At 58.9% G+C, this 13,802-nt stretch carries 11 protein-coding genes and 1 pseudogene; 7 read left to right on the top strand and 5 right to left on the bottom strand.

Annotated features, from left to right (window positions below; genetic code table 11):
• Positions 1-2,535, top strand: coding sequence for a DNA ligase D (ligD, locus tag BLU01_RS26185; protein ID WP_092280941.1), 2,535 nt, complete (start codon positions 1-3; stop codon positions 2,533-2,535).
• A gap of 124 nt (positions 2,536-2,659) precedes the next feature.
• Here the strand turns inward: ligD and lpxO are convergent, their stop codons facing one another.
• Positions 2,660-3,559, bottom strand: coding sequence for a lipid A hydroxylase LpxO (gene lpxO, locus BLU01_RS26180; RefSeq protein WP_092281752.1), 900 nt, complete (start codon positions 3,557-3,559; stop codon positions 2,660-2,662).
• A gap of 480 nt (positions 3,560-4,039) precedes the next feature.
• Here lpxO and BLU01_RS26175 point away from each other — a divergent pair, with 480 nt between their 5' ends.
• Positions 4,040-5,629, top strand: coding sequence for an ABC-F family ATPase (locus BLU01_RS26175; RefSeq protein WP_092280939.1), 1,590 nt, complete (start codon positions 4,040-4,042; stop codon positions 5,627-5,629).
• Positions 5,630-5,822: 193 nt separating this feature from the next.
• The gene (locus BLU01_RS26170) at positions 5,823-7,010 is read left to right on the top strand and encodes an MFS transporter (protein WP_092280937.1); all 1,188 of its coding nucleotides are present in this window, start codon (positions 5,823-5,825) and stop codon (positions 7,008-7,010) included.
• Between the two features lie 96 nt (positions 7,011-7,106).
• Here BLU01_RS26170 and BLU01_RS26165 read toward each other — a convergent pair whose 3' ends face one another.
• Together BLU01_RS26165 and BLU01_RS26160 are read right to left on the bottom strand one after the other, a co-directional pair.
• Entirely contained in the window at positions 7,107-8,144 is a 1,038-nt protein-coding gene (locus tag BLU01_RS26165; RefSeq protein WP_092280935.1) for an alpha/beta hydrolase family protein, read from the bottom strand.
• Positions 8,145-8,385: 241 nt separating this feature from the next.
• The gene (locus tag BLU01_RS26160; RefSeq protein WP_092280933.1) at positions 8,386-8,997 is read right to left on the bottom strand and encodes an FMN-dependent NADH-azoreductase; all 612 of its coding nucleotides are present in this window, start codon (positions 8,995-8,997) and stop codon (positions 8,386-8,388) included.
• Between the two features lie 129 nt (positions 8,998-9,126).
• Between BLU01_RS26160 and BLU01_RS26155 the strand changes: the two genes are divergently transcribed.
• Positions 9,127-10,035, top strand: coding sequence for a LysR substrate-binding domain-containing protein (locus tag BLU01_RS26155; RefSeq protein WP_092280931.1), 909 nt, complete (start codon positions 9,127-9,129; stop codon positions 10,033-10,035).
• Positions 10,032-10,391 (top strand): MmcQ/YjbR family DNA-binding protein, encoded by a 360-nt coding sequence (locus BLU01_RS26150; protein WP_092280929.1) that lies wholly within the window; start codon positions 10,032-10,034, stop codon positions 10,389-10,391. Before BLU01_RS26155 ends, BLU01_RS26150 begins: the two co-directional genes overlap by 4 nt.
• A gap of 233 nt (positions 10,392-10,624) precedes the next feature.
• Here the strand turns inward: BLU01_RS26150 and BLU01_RS26145 are convergent, their stop codons facing one another.
• Together BLU01_RS26145 and BLU01_RS26140 are read right to left on the bottom strand one after the other, a co-directional pair.
• The gene (locus tag BLU01_RS26145) at positions 10,625-11,053 is read right to left on the bottom strand and encodes a DUF1294 domain-containing protein (RefSeq protein ID WP_092280927.1); all 429 of its coding nucleotides are present in this window, start codon (positions 11,051-11,053) and stop codon (positions 10,625-10,627) included.
• Positions 11,050-11,880, bottom strand: coding sequence for an undecaprenyl-diphosphate phosphatase (locus BLU01_RS26140; RefSeq protein ID WP_092280925.1), 831 nt, complete (start codon positions 11,878-11,880; stop codon positions 11,050-11,052). The genes BLU01_RS26145 and BLU01_RS26140 overlap by 4 nt, the downstream gene beginning before the upstream one ends.
• Positions 11,881-12,120: 240 nt before the next feature.
• Here BLU01_RS26140 and BLU01_RS28440 point away from each other — a divergent pair.
• Both BLU01_RS28440 and BLU01_RS28435 read left to right on the top strand, forming a co-directional pair.
• Positions 12,121-12,930, top strand: a pseudogene (locus BLU01_RS28440) (cache domain-containing protein); the annotation flags it as partial.
• Positions 12,931-13,053: 123 nt separating this feature from the next.
• Positions 13,054-13,788, top strand: coding sequence for a methyl-accepting chemotaxis protein (locus BLU01_RS28435; protein WP_408003153.1), 735 nt, complete (start codon positions 13,054-13,056; stop codon positions 13,786-13,788).
• Positions 13,789-13,802 lie beyond the last annotated feature (14 nt).

Raw genomic sequence — 13,802 nt, 5'->3', positions numbered from 1 at the left:
ATGGCTAAACCGGTGAGTGAATACACGCGTAAACGCAACTTTGAGGTGACGTCCGAGCCGCCTGAATCGGCGCCGGCGAAACGCGGCAAAAAAGCCGCCTCGGCGTTGCGTTTCGTGATTCAAAAACATGATGCACGCAACCTGCACTACGACTTTCGCCTGGAGCTGGACGGCACGCTGAAAAGTTGGGCGGTGCCCAAGGGACCGAGCCTTGACCCGACGCAAAAGCGTCTGGCAGTGCACGTCGAGGATCATCCGATCAGTTATGGCACGTTCGAGGGCAGCATTCCCGAAGGCCAGTATGGCGCTGGGGATGTGATTGTCTGGGATCACGGAGTCTGGCAACCAATAGGCGATCCGCAGGAGACGTACAAGGCTGGCAAGTTGAAATTCACCCTGATCGGCGAAAAGCTCTCGGGCGATTGGGCGTTGGTTCGTACGCACTTGCGTGGCAGCAGCGACAAGCAGCAATGGCTGCTCATCAAGGAGAAGGATCAGCAAGCGCGCCCCATTGATGAATATGACGTGGTCGCCGAGTTGCCAAAAAGCGTCATAAGCGACGCCACAGTTGGCGACAAAAAAGCCAAGGCCAAAAGCAGTAAGACGAGCAAGACCAGCAAGTCCGCGAAAAAACCAAAAACTACCAAACCCGTCGCTCTCCCGGAGAAATTCACCCCGCAGCTCGCTACGCTGATGGAAAAGGCCCCGCCGGGTGAATGGCTGTACGAAATCAAGTTCGACGGTTATCGCATCCTAGCGCGTATCGACGACGGCGAAGTCCGATTGCTGACCCGTAACGGCAACGACTGGACTGCCAAATTGCCGCTGCATGCCAAGGCCTTGGCCGATATGAAGCTCGATGGCAGCTGGCTCGATGGCGAAATGGTAGTGCTGAACGACAAAGGCTTCCCGGATTTTCAGGCGTTGCAGAATGCTTTCGAAATTGGTCGCTCGGTCGACATCATTTATTACGTGTTCGACGCGCCATTCCTGCAAGGCGTCGATCAGCGTGAGTTGCCCGTCGAGGATCGGCGAGCCGCGTTGAAAAAAGCCCTCGGGCGCAAGTCTCGGCAGTTAATGCGGTTCTCCGAAGCTTTCACCGCCAAGCATCAGGACATTGTCGAGAGTGCCTCCGCGTTGTCGCTCGAAGGCGTGATCGGCAAACGTGCCGGCAGCCTGTATGTGTCCAAGCGCAGTCCGGACTGGATCAAGCTCAAATGCCGTTTGCGCCAGGAATTCGTGATCATTGGCTACACCGCGCCACAAGGTTCGCGCAGCGGTTTTGGCGCGCTGTTGCTGGGCGTTTACGACGATAAAGGCTTGGTGTATGCCGGGCGCGTCGGCACTGGCTTTAATCAGGCCGATCTCAAGTTGTTTCATGGGCAATTGCAGGAGCTTCAACGTAAATCTTCGCCGCTGGGCAAACCACTGACCACGGCACAAGCCAAAGGCGTGCATTGGGTCGAGCCGACGCTGGTGTGCGAGGTCGAGTTTGCCGAGTGGACCCGCGAGGGCTTGGTGCGCCAAGCGGCGTTTATCGCCATGCGCACGGACAAACCGGCGAAGGAAATTGTTCGTGAATTGCCACAGTCACCGAAGGCGAACAAACCCGTGAGCGAAAAGAAAACCGCCAGCAAAGACGCGAATGTCGCTGGAGTAAAAATCACCCATCCTGAGCGGGTGATTGATAAAGAAAGCGGCACGCAAAAGCTGCAACTGGCGCAGTTCTACGAAAGCATCAGCCAATGGATTCTGCCGTTTTTGGAAGATCGGCCTGTCGCCTTATTGCGCGCGCCGGAAGGCGTCGAGGGCGAACAGTTTTTCCAGAAGCACGCCGAACGCCTGGCGATCCCCAACATCAAGCACCTAGACCCGAAAATTGACCTCGGGCACGCGCGACTGATGGAAATCGACAGCGTGCAGGCGCTGATCGGTGCAGCGCAAATGGGCACCATCGAGCTGCACACCTGGGGCGGCACGCACGACAAGATCGAAACGCCGGATTTGTTCGTGCTTGACCTCGATCCCGACCCGGCGCTGCCGTGGAAAAGCATGGTTGAGGCCACGCAACTGACGCTGGCGGTGCTGGATGAAATCGGCCTCGACGCGTTTCTCAAAACCAGCGGCGGCAAAGGCATGCACGTTATCGTGCCACTGGCGCGCAAGGAAGATTGGGATACGGTCAAAGCGTTCGCCAAAGCCATCGCTCAGTTCATGGCGCAGCAATTGCCGGAACGGATTACCGCGACCATGGGCCCGAAGAACCGCGTCGGCAAGATTTTCGTCGATTACCTGCGCAACACGCGCGGGGCCAGTACGGTGGCGGCGTATTCGGTGCGGGCACGGCCGGGATTGCCGGTGTCGGTACCGATTACGCGAGACGAGTTAACAAAAATTCAAGGCTCGCAGGAATGGACGGTGGCCAATTTGCTTGAGCGTTTGCAGGGGTTGAAGGCTGATCCGTGGAAGGGATACGCGAATCGGCAGAAGATCACGGCGAAGATGTGGAAGCAGTTGGGGGCGCAGAAGCCTTAAAAGTTGTAGTGAAATTGAGTGCCTCATCGCGAGCAAGCTCGCTCCCACAGGGGATCTATGGCGTGCGTAAATCCCTGTCGGAGCGGGCTTGCTCGCGATGGCGTTCGCCGCTTCGCCGTATCAATCAGATCAACACAAAAATCGCCAGCAACCCGCCGAAAATCGCCCATTTCTCCAAGTAATACCGCGCACGGTTACGTTTCTTCAATTGTTTGCCGCGCAGGCGAATCTTGTAGATCTTCGCGAACAGACGGTTAATGCCGCCGGTCTTGTCGCCCGCATCATTCGGCGCACCCGCCGCCGACATGACATTGCGGCTGAACCAACGGTTAAACGCCGCCGCCCAGCGATATTTCATTGGCCGCTCAACGTCGCAAAACAGAATGATGCGGTTCTGGTCAGTGGTGTTCTCGGCGTAGTGAATGAAGGTTTCATCGAAGATCACCGCTTCACCGTCGCGCCAATGGTAATTCTCGCCATCGACGTTGATGTAGCAACCAGCGCTGTTCGGCGTTTCCAGGCCCAAGTGGTAACGGTACGAGCCGGCATACGGGTCGCGGTGGCGCACCAGTTTCGAGCCCGGTGGCAGTTCGGCGAACATCGCAGCTTTGATCGAGCCGATGCTTTTCACCAGTTCGGTGGTGCGCGGGCAGAGCTTCTCGGCTGAAGGATGGCTGTCGCCGTACCACTTCAGATAGAAACGCTTCCAACCACTTTTGAAAAACGAATTAAAACCGACGTCGTTGTACTGATCGGAACGCTTGATTTCACCGGCGCGCAGCAGGTTCTGCCCTTCTTCGCGAATTTCCTGCCAGTGAGCTTGCAGCGGACTGAGGTCGGGAAATTGCGCCGGGTCGAGGTACGGTCGGCTGGAGATTTTCGAGAACATATAAAGGAAGCAATTGATCGGCGCGAGAAACGTCGAGTGATCGCTGAGCTGGCGGCCCAACTTATGGCGTACGCGACCGCGCAGGTGAACATACGCAATGGAGGCAACATAAATAGCGGCAATAATCAGTTTCACGGCAATCGTCACACGTCAGGGGTGAACAATCTGCGCGGTGCCGGCCAAGCGGAGTGGCGCAGTGTCTGGATCGAAAGAGCAGTCCCGAAGGCGCGTCCTTGAGCGAATGCCAGCATGGCATTGGGATGAGAGATGGCATTTTAGCCACACTTTGTAACCAAGAGTAACGAACAACTGTTAAAAAGTGTCCGCTGGTACTGCCAAAGTGCCCGTGCGGCCTCAACGCCCTATCGTTTAAAGAGCCAGACCAGTACAATCGCCGCCAAACATTACGCGCCCCCCTTGGTTGATGACGGGAACGATCCCGCCTCAGCGCACTTTGACTCGGGCCAAGCGCTCCATTGCTGCTGTCCACTTATTGCCAGATGGACCTTCCGCTTCTGACCGGGATGTATTTCCCGTGGCCTGAATCCCGGAACCGGGTACTGAATCGGTACTGCCGCACCCCTAGCTACTCTGAATGCTTCGCAGGAAAAACCTTTGATTTCTACAGCTAACATCACGATGCAGTTCGGCGCCAAGCCGTTATTCGAGAACGTTTCGGTCAAGTTCGCCGCGGGCAACCGTTATGGCCTGATCGGCGCCAACGGTTGCGGCAAGTCGACCTTCATGAAAATCCTCGGTAACGACCTCGAGCCGTCCGGCGGCCAGGTCATGCTCGAGCCGAACGTGCGTCTGGGTAAATTGCGCCAGGACCAGTTCGCCTACGAAGAATTCACCGTGATCGACACCGTGATCATGGGTCACGAAGAGCTGTGGAAGGTCAAGGCTGAGCGCGATCGCATCTACTCGCTGCCGGAAATGACCGAAGAAGACGGCATGGCCGTCGCCGAGCTGGAAACCGAGTTCGCCGAGATGGACGGCTACACCGCCGAATCCCGCGCCGGCGAATTGTTGCTGGGCCTGGGTATCGGCATCGAGCAGCACTTCGGCCCGATGAGCGAAGTTTCCCCAGGCTGGAAACTGCGTGTATTGCTGGCGCAGGCGCTGTTCTCCGATCCTGAAGTGCTGTTGCTCGACGAACCGACCAACCACTTGGACATCAACACTATTCGCTGGCTGGAAAACATCCTGACCCAGCGGTCCAGCCTGATGATCATCATCTCTCACGACCGTCACTTCCTGAACAGCGTGTGCACGCACATGGCTGACCTGGATTACGGCGAATTGCGTCTGTTCCCAGGCAACTACGACGAGTACATGACCGTGGCGACCCAGTCCCGCGAGCAATTGCTGTCGGACAACGCCAAGAAGAAAGCGCAGATTTCCGAGCTGCAATCGTTCGTCAGCCGCTTCTCGGCCAACGCCTCGAAAGCCAAGCAAGCAACCTCCCGTGCCAAGGCGATCGACAAGATCCAGCTGGCCGAGGTCAAGCCTTCGAGCCGCGTCAGCCCGTTCATTCGTTTCGAGCAGAACAAAAAACTGCACCGCCAGGCGGTCATCGTCGAGCGCATGGCCAAAGGCTTCGACGGCAAGACGCTGTTCAAGGACTTCAGCTTCCAGGTTGAAGCTGGCGAGCGCGTTGCGATCATCGGCCCGAACGGTATCGGCAAAACCACCCTGCTGCGCACTTTGGTCAACGAACTGACCCCGGATGCCGGCACCGTGAAGTGGACCGATGCGGCGGAACTGGGTTACTACGCTCAGGACCACGCGCACGATTTCGAAGACGACTGCAACCTGTTCGACTGGATGGGCCAGTGGACCCAGGGCGGCGAGCAAATGGTTCGCGGCACCCTCGGCCGCATGCTGTTCTCCAACGACGAGATCCTCAAGTCGGTCAAAGTGATTTCCGGTGGTGAGCAAGGACGCATGCTGTTCGGCAAGCTGATCCTGCAAAAGCCGAACGTGCTGATCATGGACGAACCGACCAACCACTTGGACATGGAATCCATCGAGGCGCTGAACCTGGCGCTGGAGAACTACCCGGGCACGCTGATCTTCGTCAGCCATGACCGTGAGTTTGTATCGTCGCTGGCCACGCGCATTATCGAACTCAGCCCTAGCGGCGTGATCGACTTCAGCGGTACGTACGACGATTACCTGCGTAGCCAGGGCGTTGTGTTCTAAGGGCAGCGATTAGTTTCAAGCTGCAAGCTGCAAGTAAGAGCCCTGTCCATGTGACGGGGCTTTTTTTTGCGCCGATCGTTCCGAAGCAGAGCGTGGGAACGATCTGTACGGAGGATATAGTTAGCCTGCTTCCTTTTCCCAAGCGCCCACGCCATGATGCAGGTCTCCCACCGCCGCCCGCGAAAGAGCCCACATGTCTGCGCAGCAACTGCCCCCGCAAAGCTCCATGGCGATCACCCTGCAGATCGTTTCCATCGTTTTCTATACCTTTATTGCGTTTCTCTGCATCGGTCTGCCGATTGCGGTGTTGCCGGGGTATGTCCACGAACAACTGGGTTTCAGCGCGATCATTGCCGGCTTGACCATCGGCGTGCAGTACTTGGCCACCCTGCTCAGCCGCCCGATGGCCGGGCGCATGTCGGACAGCATCGGCACCAAACGGGCGATTGTGTATGGCTTGTCGGGAATTGTGTTGAGCGGCCTGCTGACTTTGCTTTCGACCTTGCTGCAAAGCTTTCCGCTGCTGAGTCTGTTGATCCTGATCGCCGGCCGGCTGTTGCTGGGGATCGCCCAAGGCTTGATTGGCGTCGGCACCATCAGTTGGTGCATGGGCCAAGTCGGCGCCGAGCACACCGCGCGGTCGATCTCGTGGAACGGCATCGCGTCCTATGGCGCCATCGCCATTGGTGCGCCGCTGGGCGTGGTGATGGTCGCCGAGTACGGTTTTGAAAGCCTGGGGATTGTCCTTTCGGTGCTGGCGTTGGGCGCGCTGTTGCTGATTCGCAACAAACCATCGGTGCCGGTGGTGCGCGGCGAGCGCCTGCCGTTTTGGGCGGTGTTCGGGCGGATTGCGCCGTTCGGTGCGAGCCTGAGTCTGGCGTCGATCGGCTACGGCACGCTGACCACATTTATCACTTTGTATTACCTGAACCGCGGCTGGGACGGTGCGGCGTATTGCCTGACGGTGTTTGGCGTGTGTTTCATTCTGTCGCGGTTGTTGTTCATTTCCTGCATCAGCCGGTTTGGCGGATTTACCTCGGCGATTGCCTGCATGACCATCGAGACGGTTGGCCTGGTGCTGTTATGGCTGGCACCGTCCACGGCTTACACCTTGATCGGCGCCGGACTAACTGGGTTTGGCCTGTCGCTGGTGTACCCGGCGCTGGGCGTCGAAGCGATCAAGCAAGTGCCCAATTCGAGCCGAGGCGCCGGGTTGAGTGCTTATGCGGTGTTCTTTGATCTGGCGTTGGCGATTGCCGGACCGCTGATGGGCGCGGTGGCGTTGAACCTGGGGTATTCGTGGATTTTCTTCTGTGCGGCGATGTTGTCGGTGACCGGGCTGGGGCTGACGATGCTGCTGAAACGCCGCGCAATAACCTGACATCCAGAGTCGGCTTCGTAGGAGCATGGCTTGCCCGCGATGGCATTTCGGGAACGCCATCGCGGGCAAGCCATGCTCCTAAGGGTTTGTGTCAGGTTATTGATCCGCTGTCTGCATCCCCGCCCGGCTGGGTTTGCCCAGCGCATGCGAGAAAAACCGCCCCGCTTCCGAGATCAAATTGCGATGAATATCCTCGCGATCAACGCCGTCCGCGTCCGTACACAGCGCCGGCATCGCGGCGATCTGCTCCTCATTACACGGCGCCATGAACACAAAGTGCCCTGCCCCCGCGAGTAGTTTGAAGTCCGGCGCAATCGGCAGTTTGCGCGCCAGCGCTGCCGCGTTCTTGTCGAAAGCCACCAATTTGTCGCCATCGCCGCTGTAGAGCAGCACCGGCACATGCACATCCGCCAAAGTGTGGCGGCCGAACTTCAGGCTCAGCGGCGCCATCAACAGCAAGGCATGCACGCGCGGGTCGGCGACCGGTTGCAGATCGTCGCGGTCGACAATCAACTCGCCTTGGGTGTTGCAGGCATCGCGGTCATCCGGGCGTTCCTGGCAATACCGCCGCAGCCGATCGAGGTCCGGCGTCGCGCCCGAGAGGATCAACGCGGTCTCGCCACCCGCCGAGTAACCAATCACCCCGACCTGATCTGCATTGACGAAAGGCGCCAACGCGGCATCGCCGAGCGTCGCAGTAATCGCTTCGGAGATTTGCAGCGGGCGGCCGTACAGATTGCTTAAGGTGCCGAGGCGGCTGTGGTCTTTGGAGTTGTCGCCGGGATGAATCACCGCGACCACCACAAAACCTTTGCGCGCCAGTGACGTCGCGAGATCGTGCAGCGCCAGCGGCGTGCCGACGTTGCCGTGGGACAACATCAACATCGGAAACCGGCCAATCGCAACGCGGGTATCTTCGCCAGCCTCGACCGTGTACCCCTCGAGTTTGCTGGTGTGCTCCGTGTCGCTGGACGGGTAGAAAGCGATGGCGCGCATCGGTTGCAGATCCAGCGGATCGAGAAAGGTTATCTCGTGATAACCGACGCTCCAGTGCGCGTGCAAACCCGGCGCGGCGTGCACTGAATTCAGGCTGCCGAGCAGGCAAATCAGTAACGTTGCACAAAGACGCACCATCGGCTGCCCCACTTTTCTTGCTTGCCTGAAAAGCCCGTAGTGCTCCCGATCAGGGAGGACGCGGCCTTGTGCCAGTGTTTGCGGCGGTCAAGGTCATTGCGCGACGGGATCGTAACGCCTCGTCTGCATAACCTGGGCCACAACATGAAAAATGATCAAACACAAAAAAACTCTGTAACTGATCATTTCCACAATCAGAATACAGAGTTTTTCAGGTGCCGCTTCGGGCTTTATCTATTTTTTACGCTGCGGCGAACAGTTGCTCGCTGATCTGCGTGTGCGCATCGTTCATGGCTTTGCTGCGCACTTCTTCGCCGTAAGCCAAACCGTGGGCGCGGACGAATTCGATGTCAGTGATGCCGAGGAAACCGAACAACAATTTCAAGTAATCTTCGTGCGCTACACCGCTGGCCTGACCGACGTGCAGGCCGCCCGACGTCGAGACGATCACCAGTTTCTTGCCACCGCACAGGCCTTCCGGACCGGCTTCGGTGTAACGGAACGTCTGACCAGCGACGGCGATGCGGTCGATCCAGGCTTTGAGTTGGGTGGGAATGGTGAAGTTGTACATCGGCGCGGCAATCACCACGGCATCGGCGGCGAGGAATTCGGCGAGGGTCGATGCGCTCAGTTCGGCTTCGTGCTGTTGTGCAGCGTTGCGCAGTTCGGCGGTGGTGCCAGCGGCAACCAAGGTGGTGGCGGAGAAGTGGCTGATGGCGTCGGCAGCGAGGTCACGGTAAGTCACCACGGCAGAGGCGTCGGCGGCTTGCCAGGCTTTGACCACTTCGCCGCTCAACTGACGGGAAGCCGAGTTGTCACCCAAAATGCTCGAATCGATATGCAACAGTTTCATAAGTGATCTCCAAGTGAGGACCGCCACCGGGCGATCTGATGGCGGTGATGCTACAGATCAATCCAATAGCTGATTAGCCCGCAACAATGCGATAGTTCGTCCCACTGATAGAACAGTCGAGCGCAAACCATGCAAGATTTGAATGACCTCTACTATTTCGCCAAAGTCGTCGAGGCCGGTGGTTTCGCCGCGGCCGGGCGTTTGTTAGGGATTCCCAAGTCGCGGCTGTCGCGGCGGATTGCCGAACTGGAAGAACGCCTCGGCGCGCGTTTGCTGCAGCGCACCACGCGCCAACTCAAGCTCACGGCGGTCGGCGAACGCTATTTGCGTCACTGCCAAGCCATGTTGCTGGAAGCGGAAATGGCCGATGAAGCGGTAGCGAGCATGTCCAGCGAGCCGCGCGGGCGATTGCGTGTGTCGTGCCCGGTGGGGCTGGCGCATGAAATATTGCCGACGGTGATCAGCGACTTTCTCGAAAAATACCCGCAGGTGCAGCTCGAAGTCTTGTTGCTCAATCGCCGCGTCGATCTGGTCAACGAAGGCGTCGATGTCGCTCTGCGCGTCCGCGAGCTGGGCGATGAAGATCCGTTGCTGGTGACTCGACGCTTGCGTCAGGCGCAAACGCTGTTGGTCGCCAGCCCGGCATTTCTGCAGGGACGCGAGATCAATCATCCGGATGATCTGAAGGGTTTGCCGATCCTCGGCGCGCTGGAACCGGATCGCATGGTGCATATCCGCTTGCTCGATCAGCAGGGCAAAAGCTGCGATATGGCGCTGGAAGCGCGGCTGGGGATCGACGACTTTATTGTGCGCAAGGCCTGCGCCCTCGCCGGCCAGGGTTTCACCGTGCTGCCGATGTTGTATTGCGAGGAAGAAATCGCCAACGGTTCGCTGATTCGGCTGTTGCCGCAGTGGTCACCGCCGGGCGGTTGGCTGCAAGCGGTCTACCCTCATCGGCGCGGGGTGATGCCGGCGGTGCGCGCTTGGCTCGACCATTTGATCGAATCATTCAATGCTTGCGGGGACCGATTGATATGAAGGCTGGACGCATGAGCGAAGCGGACGTCGCCGAGTTTTGCCTGGCGCTGCCCGGCGCTCGCGAGGATTACAAGTGGGGCGGCGTGCGGGTGTTCTCGATTGCTGGCAACAAGATGTTCGCGTTGCAAAACCTGCGCGGCGACTCCCTGGCATTCAAGGTCGACAAGGACTTGTTTCTCGGCCATTGCGACCGCCCGGGCATCCACCCGGCGCCGTACCTGGCCCGGGCGCAATGGATCATCATGCAACCGCCCTACCCGCTGGGCGCCGAAGAACTGCAAGCCTTGCTGCAACGCTCGCACCAATTGGTAGTGAGCAAATTGCCCAAGCGCACGCAGGTTGGGTTACTCCTGTAATGGGATTTCTGGAGCAACCCGCCCCATGTAGCAGCTGGCGAAGCCTGCGTAAACGCGGTCCTGTAGCAGCTGGCGAAGCCTGCGTTCGGCTGCGCAGCAGTCGTCAAACCTGAGCACTCTGTACTCCTGACACAACGCGCCGCCAGATTTCGCGACTGCTGCGCAGCCGAACGCAGGCTGCGCCAGCTGCTACAGGGGGACCGGGCGGGTTTCGCAAGTGGCGCGCGGGGGCTTCAGGAAATCGCCAGCAGGTTGGCGCCGAGGAAGAGCTGGTCGATCCAGAACACCTGGTGCGCCAGCACGATCAGCCAGAACACCAATTGAAACGAGACTTTGCGCGTCTTGTGCCGGAACACTTGCTGGGCGAGCAATGCGCCCGGCCAGCCGCCGGCCAGTTCCACCGCGTGGAGGACATTCTCCGGGGTGCGCCAAGTGTCGGCGCGCGCCTTGCGTTTGTCGCTCCAGTACAGAAAAAACGCCACCACGCTGACCACGCCATACGCGGCCAGCGGGATCACCGAAGCGACGCGCAGCCACAAGGCCAGCGAGCCGTACAGCGGCAGTGCGCAGAGGATGGCGAACACCAGCAGCTTCAAGCGCGGGCGCTGAACTGCGCCGGCGGACTTGCGTGCTGATTCACGCCGCGCACCTGCTTCACTCATGGCGTTGCGGCAGCCCAATCGACCCAGCCGAACTGCCACGTCGCGAGAATCACCAGACCAAACGCAATCCGGTACCAGGCAAACGCCGCGTAGCTGTGGTTGGCGATGAACTTGAGCAAGGCCTTGACCGCAATCATTGCGAAGATAAACGCGGTGACGAAGCCGAGCGCGAATACCGGCAGGTCCGACGGCACGAACAGGTGCCGATACTTGAACCCGGAATACACCGCCGCCGCGACCATGGTCGGCATCGCCAGGAAGAACGAGAACTCGGTCGCGGTTTTGCGCGACAGACCAAACAGCAGGCCGCCAATGATCGTCGAGCCGGAACGCGAAGTCCCCGGGATCATCGCCAGGCATTGCGCGAAACCGACTTTCAACGCGTCCTGCCAGGTAATCTCGTCGACGGTTTCGGCGTGCACTTCATGCTCACGCTTCTCGGCCCACAACATCACAATCCCGCCCACCACCAACGCCGCCGCAACGGTAATCGGGTTAAACAGGTATTCGTGGATCAAATCGGAGAACAGCACGCCCAACACCACGGCGGGCATGAAGGCGATCAGCAGATTGGCGGTGAAACGCCGCGCACTTGGCTCGCTCTTCAGACCGGTGACAACGTCGAGGATTTTCCGGCGAAATTCCCAGACCACCGCCAGAATCGCGCCTAACTGAATAATGATGTTGAAAGCGATGGCGCGCTCGCCACCGAAGTTGAGCAAGTCCGCGACGATAATCTGGTGTCCGGTACTGGAAATGGGCAAAAACTCCGTAAGCCCCTCTACAACTCCAAGAATCAGTGCCTGAAAGGCCGTCCAAAGATCCATCAATCCCCCAAGAAGCGATGCGCAAGGCATGCCCCGTTAATATTTTTTAAGCGTTCACTGCGATGAGCGTCATTGCGCGCGCACAGAATCCACACGAAACGGTAAAAATTCCGTGAAAAATCAACTTGAATTCAGGTTTTCTCGTGCGAGGCCGAAATCCTATCAGAGATGCCCGATTAACGCCGCTGCGTAATTGGACTTGTGTCGCATGGATAGCGCCGCCGATGCTGGCGATCATTGATGACAAGAATAAGAAATTGGAGTGACAGCGTTATGAACAGCTTGCGCAGTGTGTCGATCAGCCGACGCTTGTGGCTCATTTTGATTGTGGCCATCGTGATGTTACTGACCTTGGGCGCGTTGATGCTCAAGCAGATTCACACCGACCTTTACCACGCCAAGGCGCAGAAAACCCAGCACGTGGTGCAGACCGCCAGTGGCATTCTGAATTACTACCACGACCTCGAAACGGCCGGCACGCTCACCCGCGACGCCGCGCAGAAGCAGGCGCTGACGGTGGTGCGCGGCTTGCGTTATGACCAGAACGACTACTTCTGGATCAACGATCTGGTGCCGGTGATGGTCATGCACCCGGCCAATCCGAAACTTGAAGGGCAGAACCTCTCGGCAATCCGCGACCCGGATGGCTTCGCGGTATTCAACGAGATGGTCGCCATCGCCAAGTCCAAGGGCGCCGGCATGGTCGATTATCGCTGGCCGAAACCAGGCGCCAGTGCGCCGGTGGAAAAAACCTCCTACGTCAAACTCTTCGAGCCGTGGGGCTGGGTGATCGGTTCGGGCGTGTACATCGACGACATGCAAGCCGAGTTCTACGGTCAGGTCTGGAAAGCCTCGTTCATCGGTTTGGCGATTGCGCTGATCATGGCGTTGCTGGTGATCATGATTGCCCGCAGCATCGTCCGTCCGTTGCAGGAAACCGTGAACGCGATGGCCAACATCGCCAGCGGCGAAAGCGACCTGACCCGCAGCCTCGACACCCACGGCAAGGACGAAGTCACGCAACTGGCGCACCACTTCAACGCCTTCACCGCCAAGTTGCGGCTGGTGGTCAGCCAGTTGCAGGTATCGGCGAGTGCCCTGGGCCAATCCTCCAGCGACCTCGGCAACGACGCGGCGCAGGCGCAGCAGCGCAGTCAGCAACAGTCGCAGCAGATGGAACTGGTGGCCACGGCGATTAATGAAGTGACTTACGGCGTGCAGGATGTGGCGAAAAACGCCGAGCACGCCGCCAGCGAAATGCGTGACGCCGAGTCGCAGGCGCAGCAGGGCCAGGTCAATATCGATAGCAGTTTGCAGCAGATCGACAAGCTCTCCGGGACCATCGATCAAGCGGTCGAAGTGATTCGCACGCTGGCCGCCGAAAGCAACCAGATCGGCAGTGTGCTGGAGGTGATTCGCTCGATTGCCGAACAAACCAATTTGCTCGCACTCAACGCAGCGATTGAAGCGGCGCGCGCCGGTGAGCAAGGGCGTGGGTTTGCCGTGGTCGCCGATGAAGTGCGCTTGCTGGCGCAGCGCACGCAGAAGTCGACGGCGGAAATCCAGTCGATGATCGAACGCCTGCAAAATCATTCGGAAGCAGCGGTCAAGGTGATCGGCGACAGCAGCCGTGCCTCGCAATTGACCATCGAACAGGCTGGTCTGGCTGGTGCGAGTCTGAGCGCGATTGGCCAGGCGTTGCGCAATCTCAATGGGCTGAATGCATCGATTGCCAGCGCTACGCTGCAACAGGCGCATGTGGTGGAAGACATCAACCAGAACGTGACGCAAGCGGCCGGACTGTCGCACAGCACCGCGCTGGCGGCGGAGCAATCGAGCCTGGCGAGTGTGCACCTGAAAGAACTCAGCGAACAACTCAACGCCCTGCTCAACCAATTCCGCGTCTGACCTGTGGGAGTGAG

Source organism: Pseudomonas prosekii, from assembly GCF_900105155.1.
GTDB classification, from domain to species: domain Bacteria; phylum Pseudomonadota; class Gammaproteobacteria; order Pseudomonadales; family Pseudomonadaceae; genus Aquipseudomonas; species Aquipseudomonas prosekii.
Note: the sequence above shows the minus strand (reverse complement) of the source record. Positions and strands in the feature narration are given on the sequence as shown.

What these genes read in the sequence shown, in the direction of transcription:
- ligD (WP_092280941.1), top strand. Translation starts at nt 1, where the DNA reads ATGGCTAAACCGGTGAGTGAATACACGCGTAAACGCAACTTTGAGGTG.
- BLU01_RS26170 (WP_092280937.1), top strand. Translation starts at nt 5,823, where the DNA reads ATGTCTGCGCAGCAACTGCCCCCGCAAAGCTCCATGGCGATCACCCTG.
- BLU01_RS26165 (WP_092280935.1), bottom strand. Translation starts at nt 8,144, where the DNA reads ATGGTGCGTCTTTGTGCAACGTTACTGATTTGCCTGCTCGGCAGCCTG.
- BLU01_RS26160 (WP_092280933.1), bottom strand. Translation starts at nt 8,997, where the DNA reads ATGAAACTGTTGCATATCGATTCGAGCATTTTGGGTGACAACTCGGCT.
- BLU01_RS26155 (WP_092280931.1), top strand. Translation starts at nt 9,127, where the DNA reads ATGCAAGATTTGAATGACCTCTACTATTTCGCCAAAGTCGTCGAGGCC.
- BLU01_RS26150 (WP_092280929.1), top strand. Translation starts at nt 10,032, where the DNA reads ATGAAGGCTGGACGCATGAGCGAAGCGGACGTCGCCGAGTTTTGCCTG.
- BLU01_RS26145 (WP_092280927.1), bottom strand. Translation starts at nt 11,053, where the DNA reads ATGAGTGAAGCAGGTGCGCGGCGTGAATCAGCACGCAAGTCCGCCGGC.
- BLU01_RS26140 (WP_092280925.1), bottom strand. Translation starts at nt 11,880, where the DNA reads ATGGATCTTTGGACGGCCTTTCAGGCACTGATTCTTGGAGTTGTAGAG.
- BLU01_RS28435 (WP_408003153.1), top strand. Translation starts at nt 13,054, where the DNA reads ATGGAACTGGTGGCCACGGCGATTAATGAAGTGACTTACGGCGTGCAG.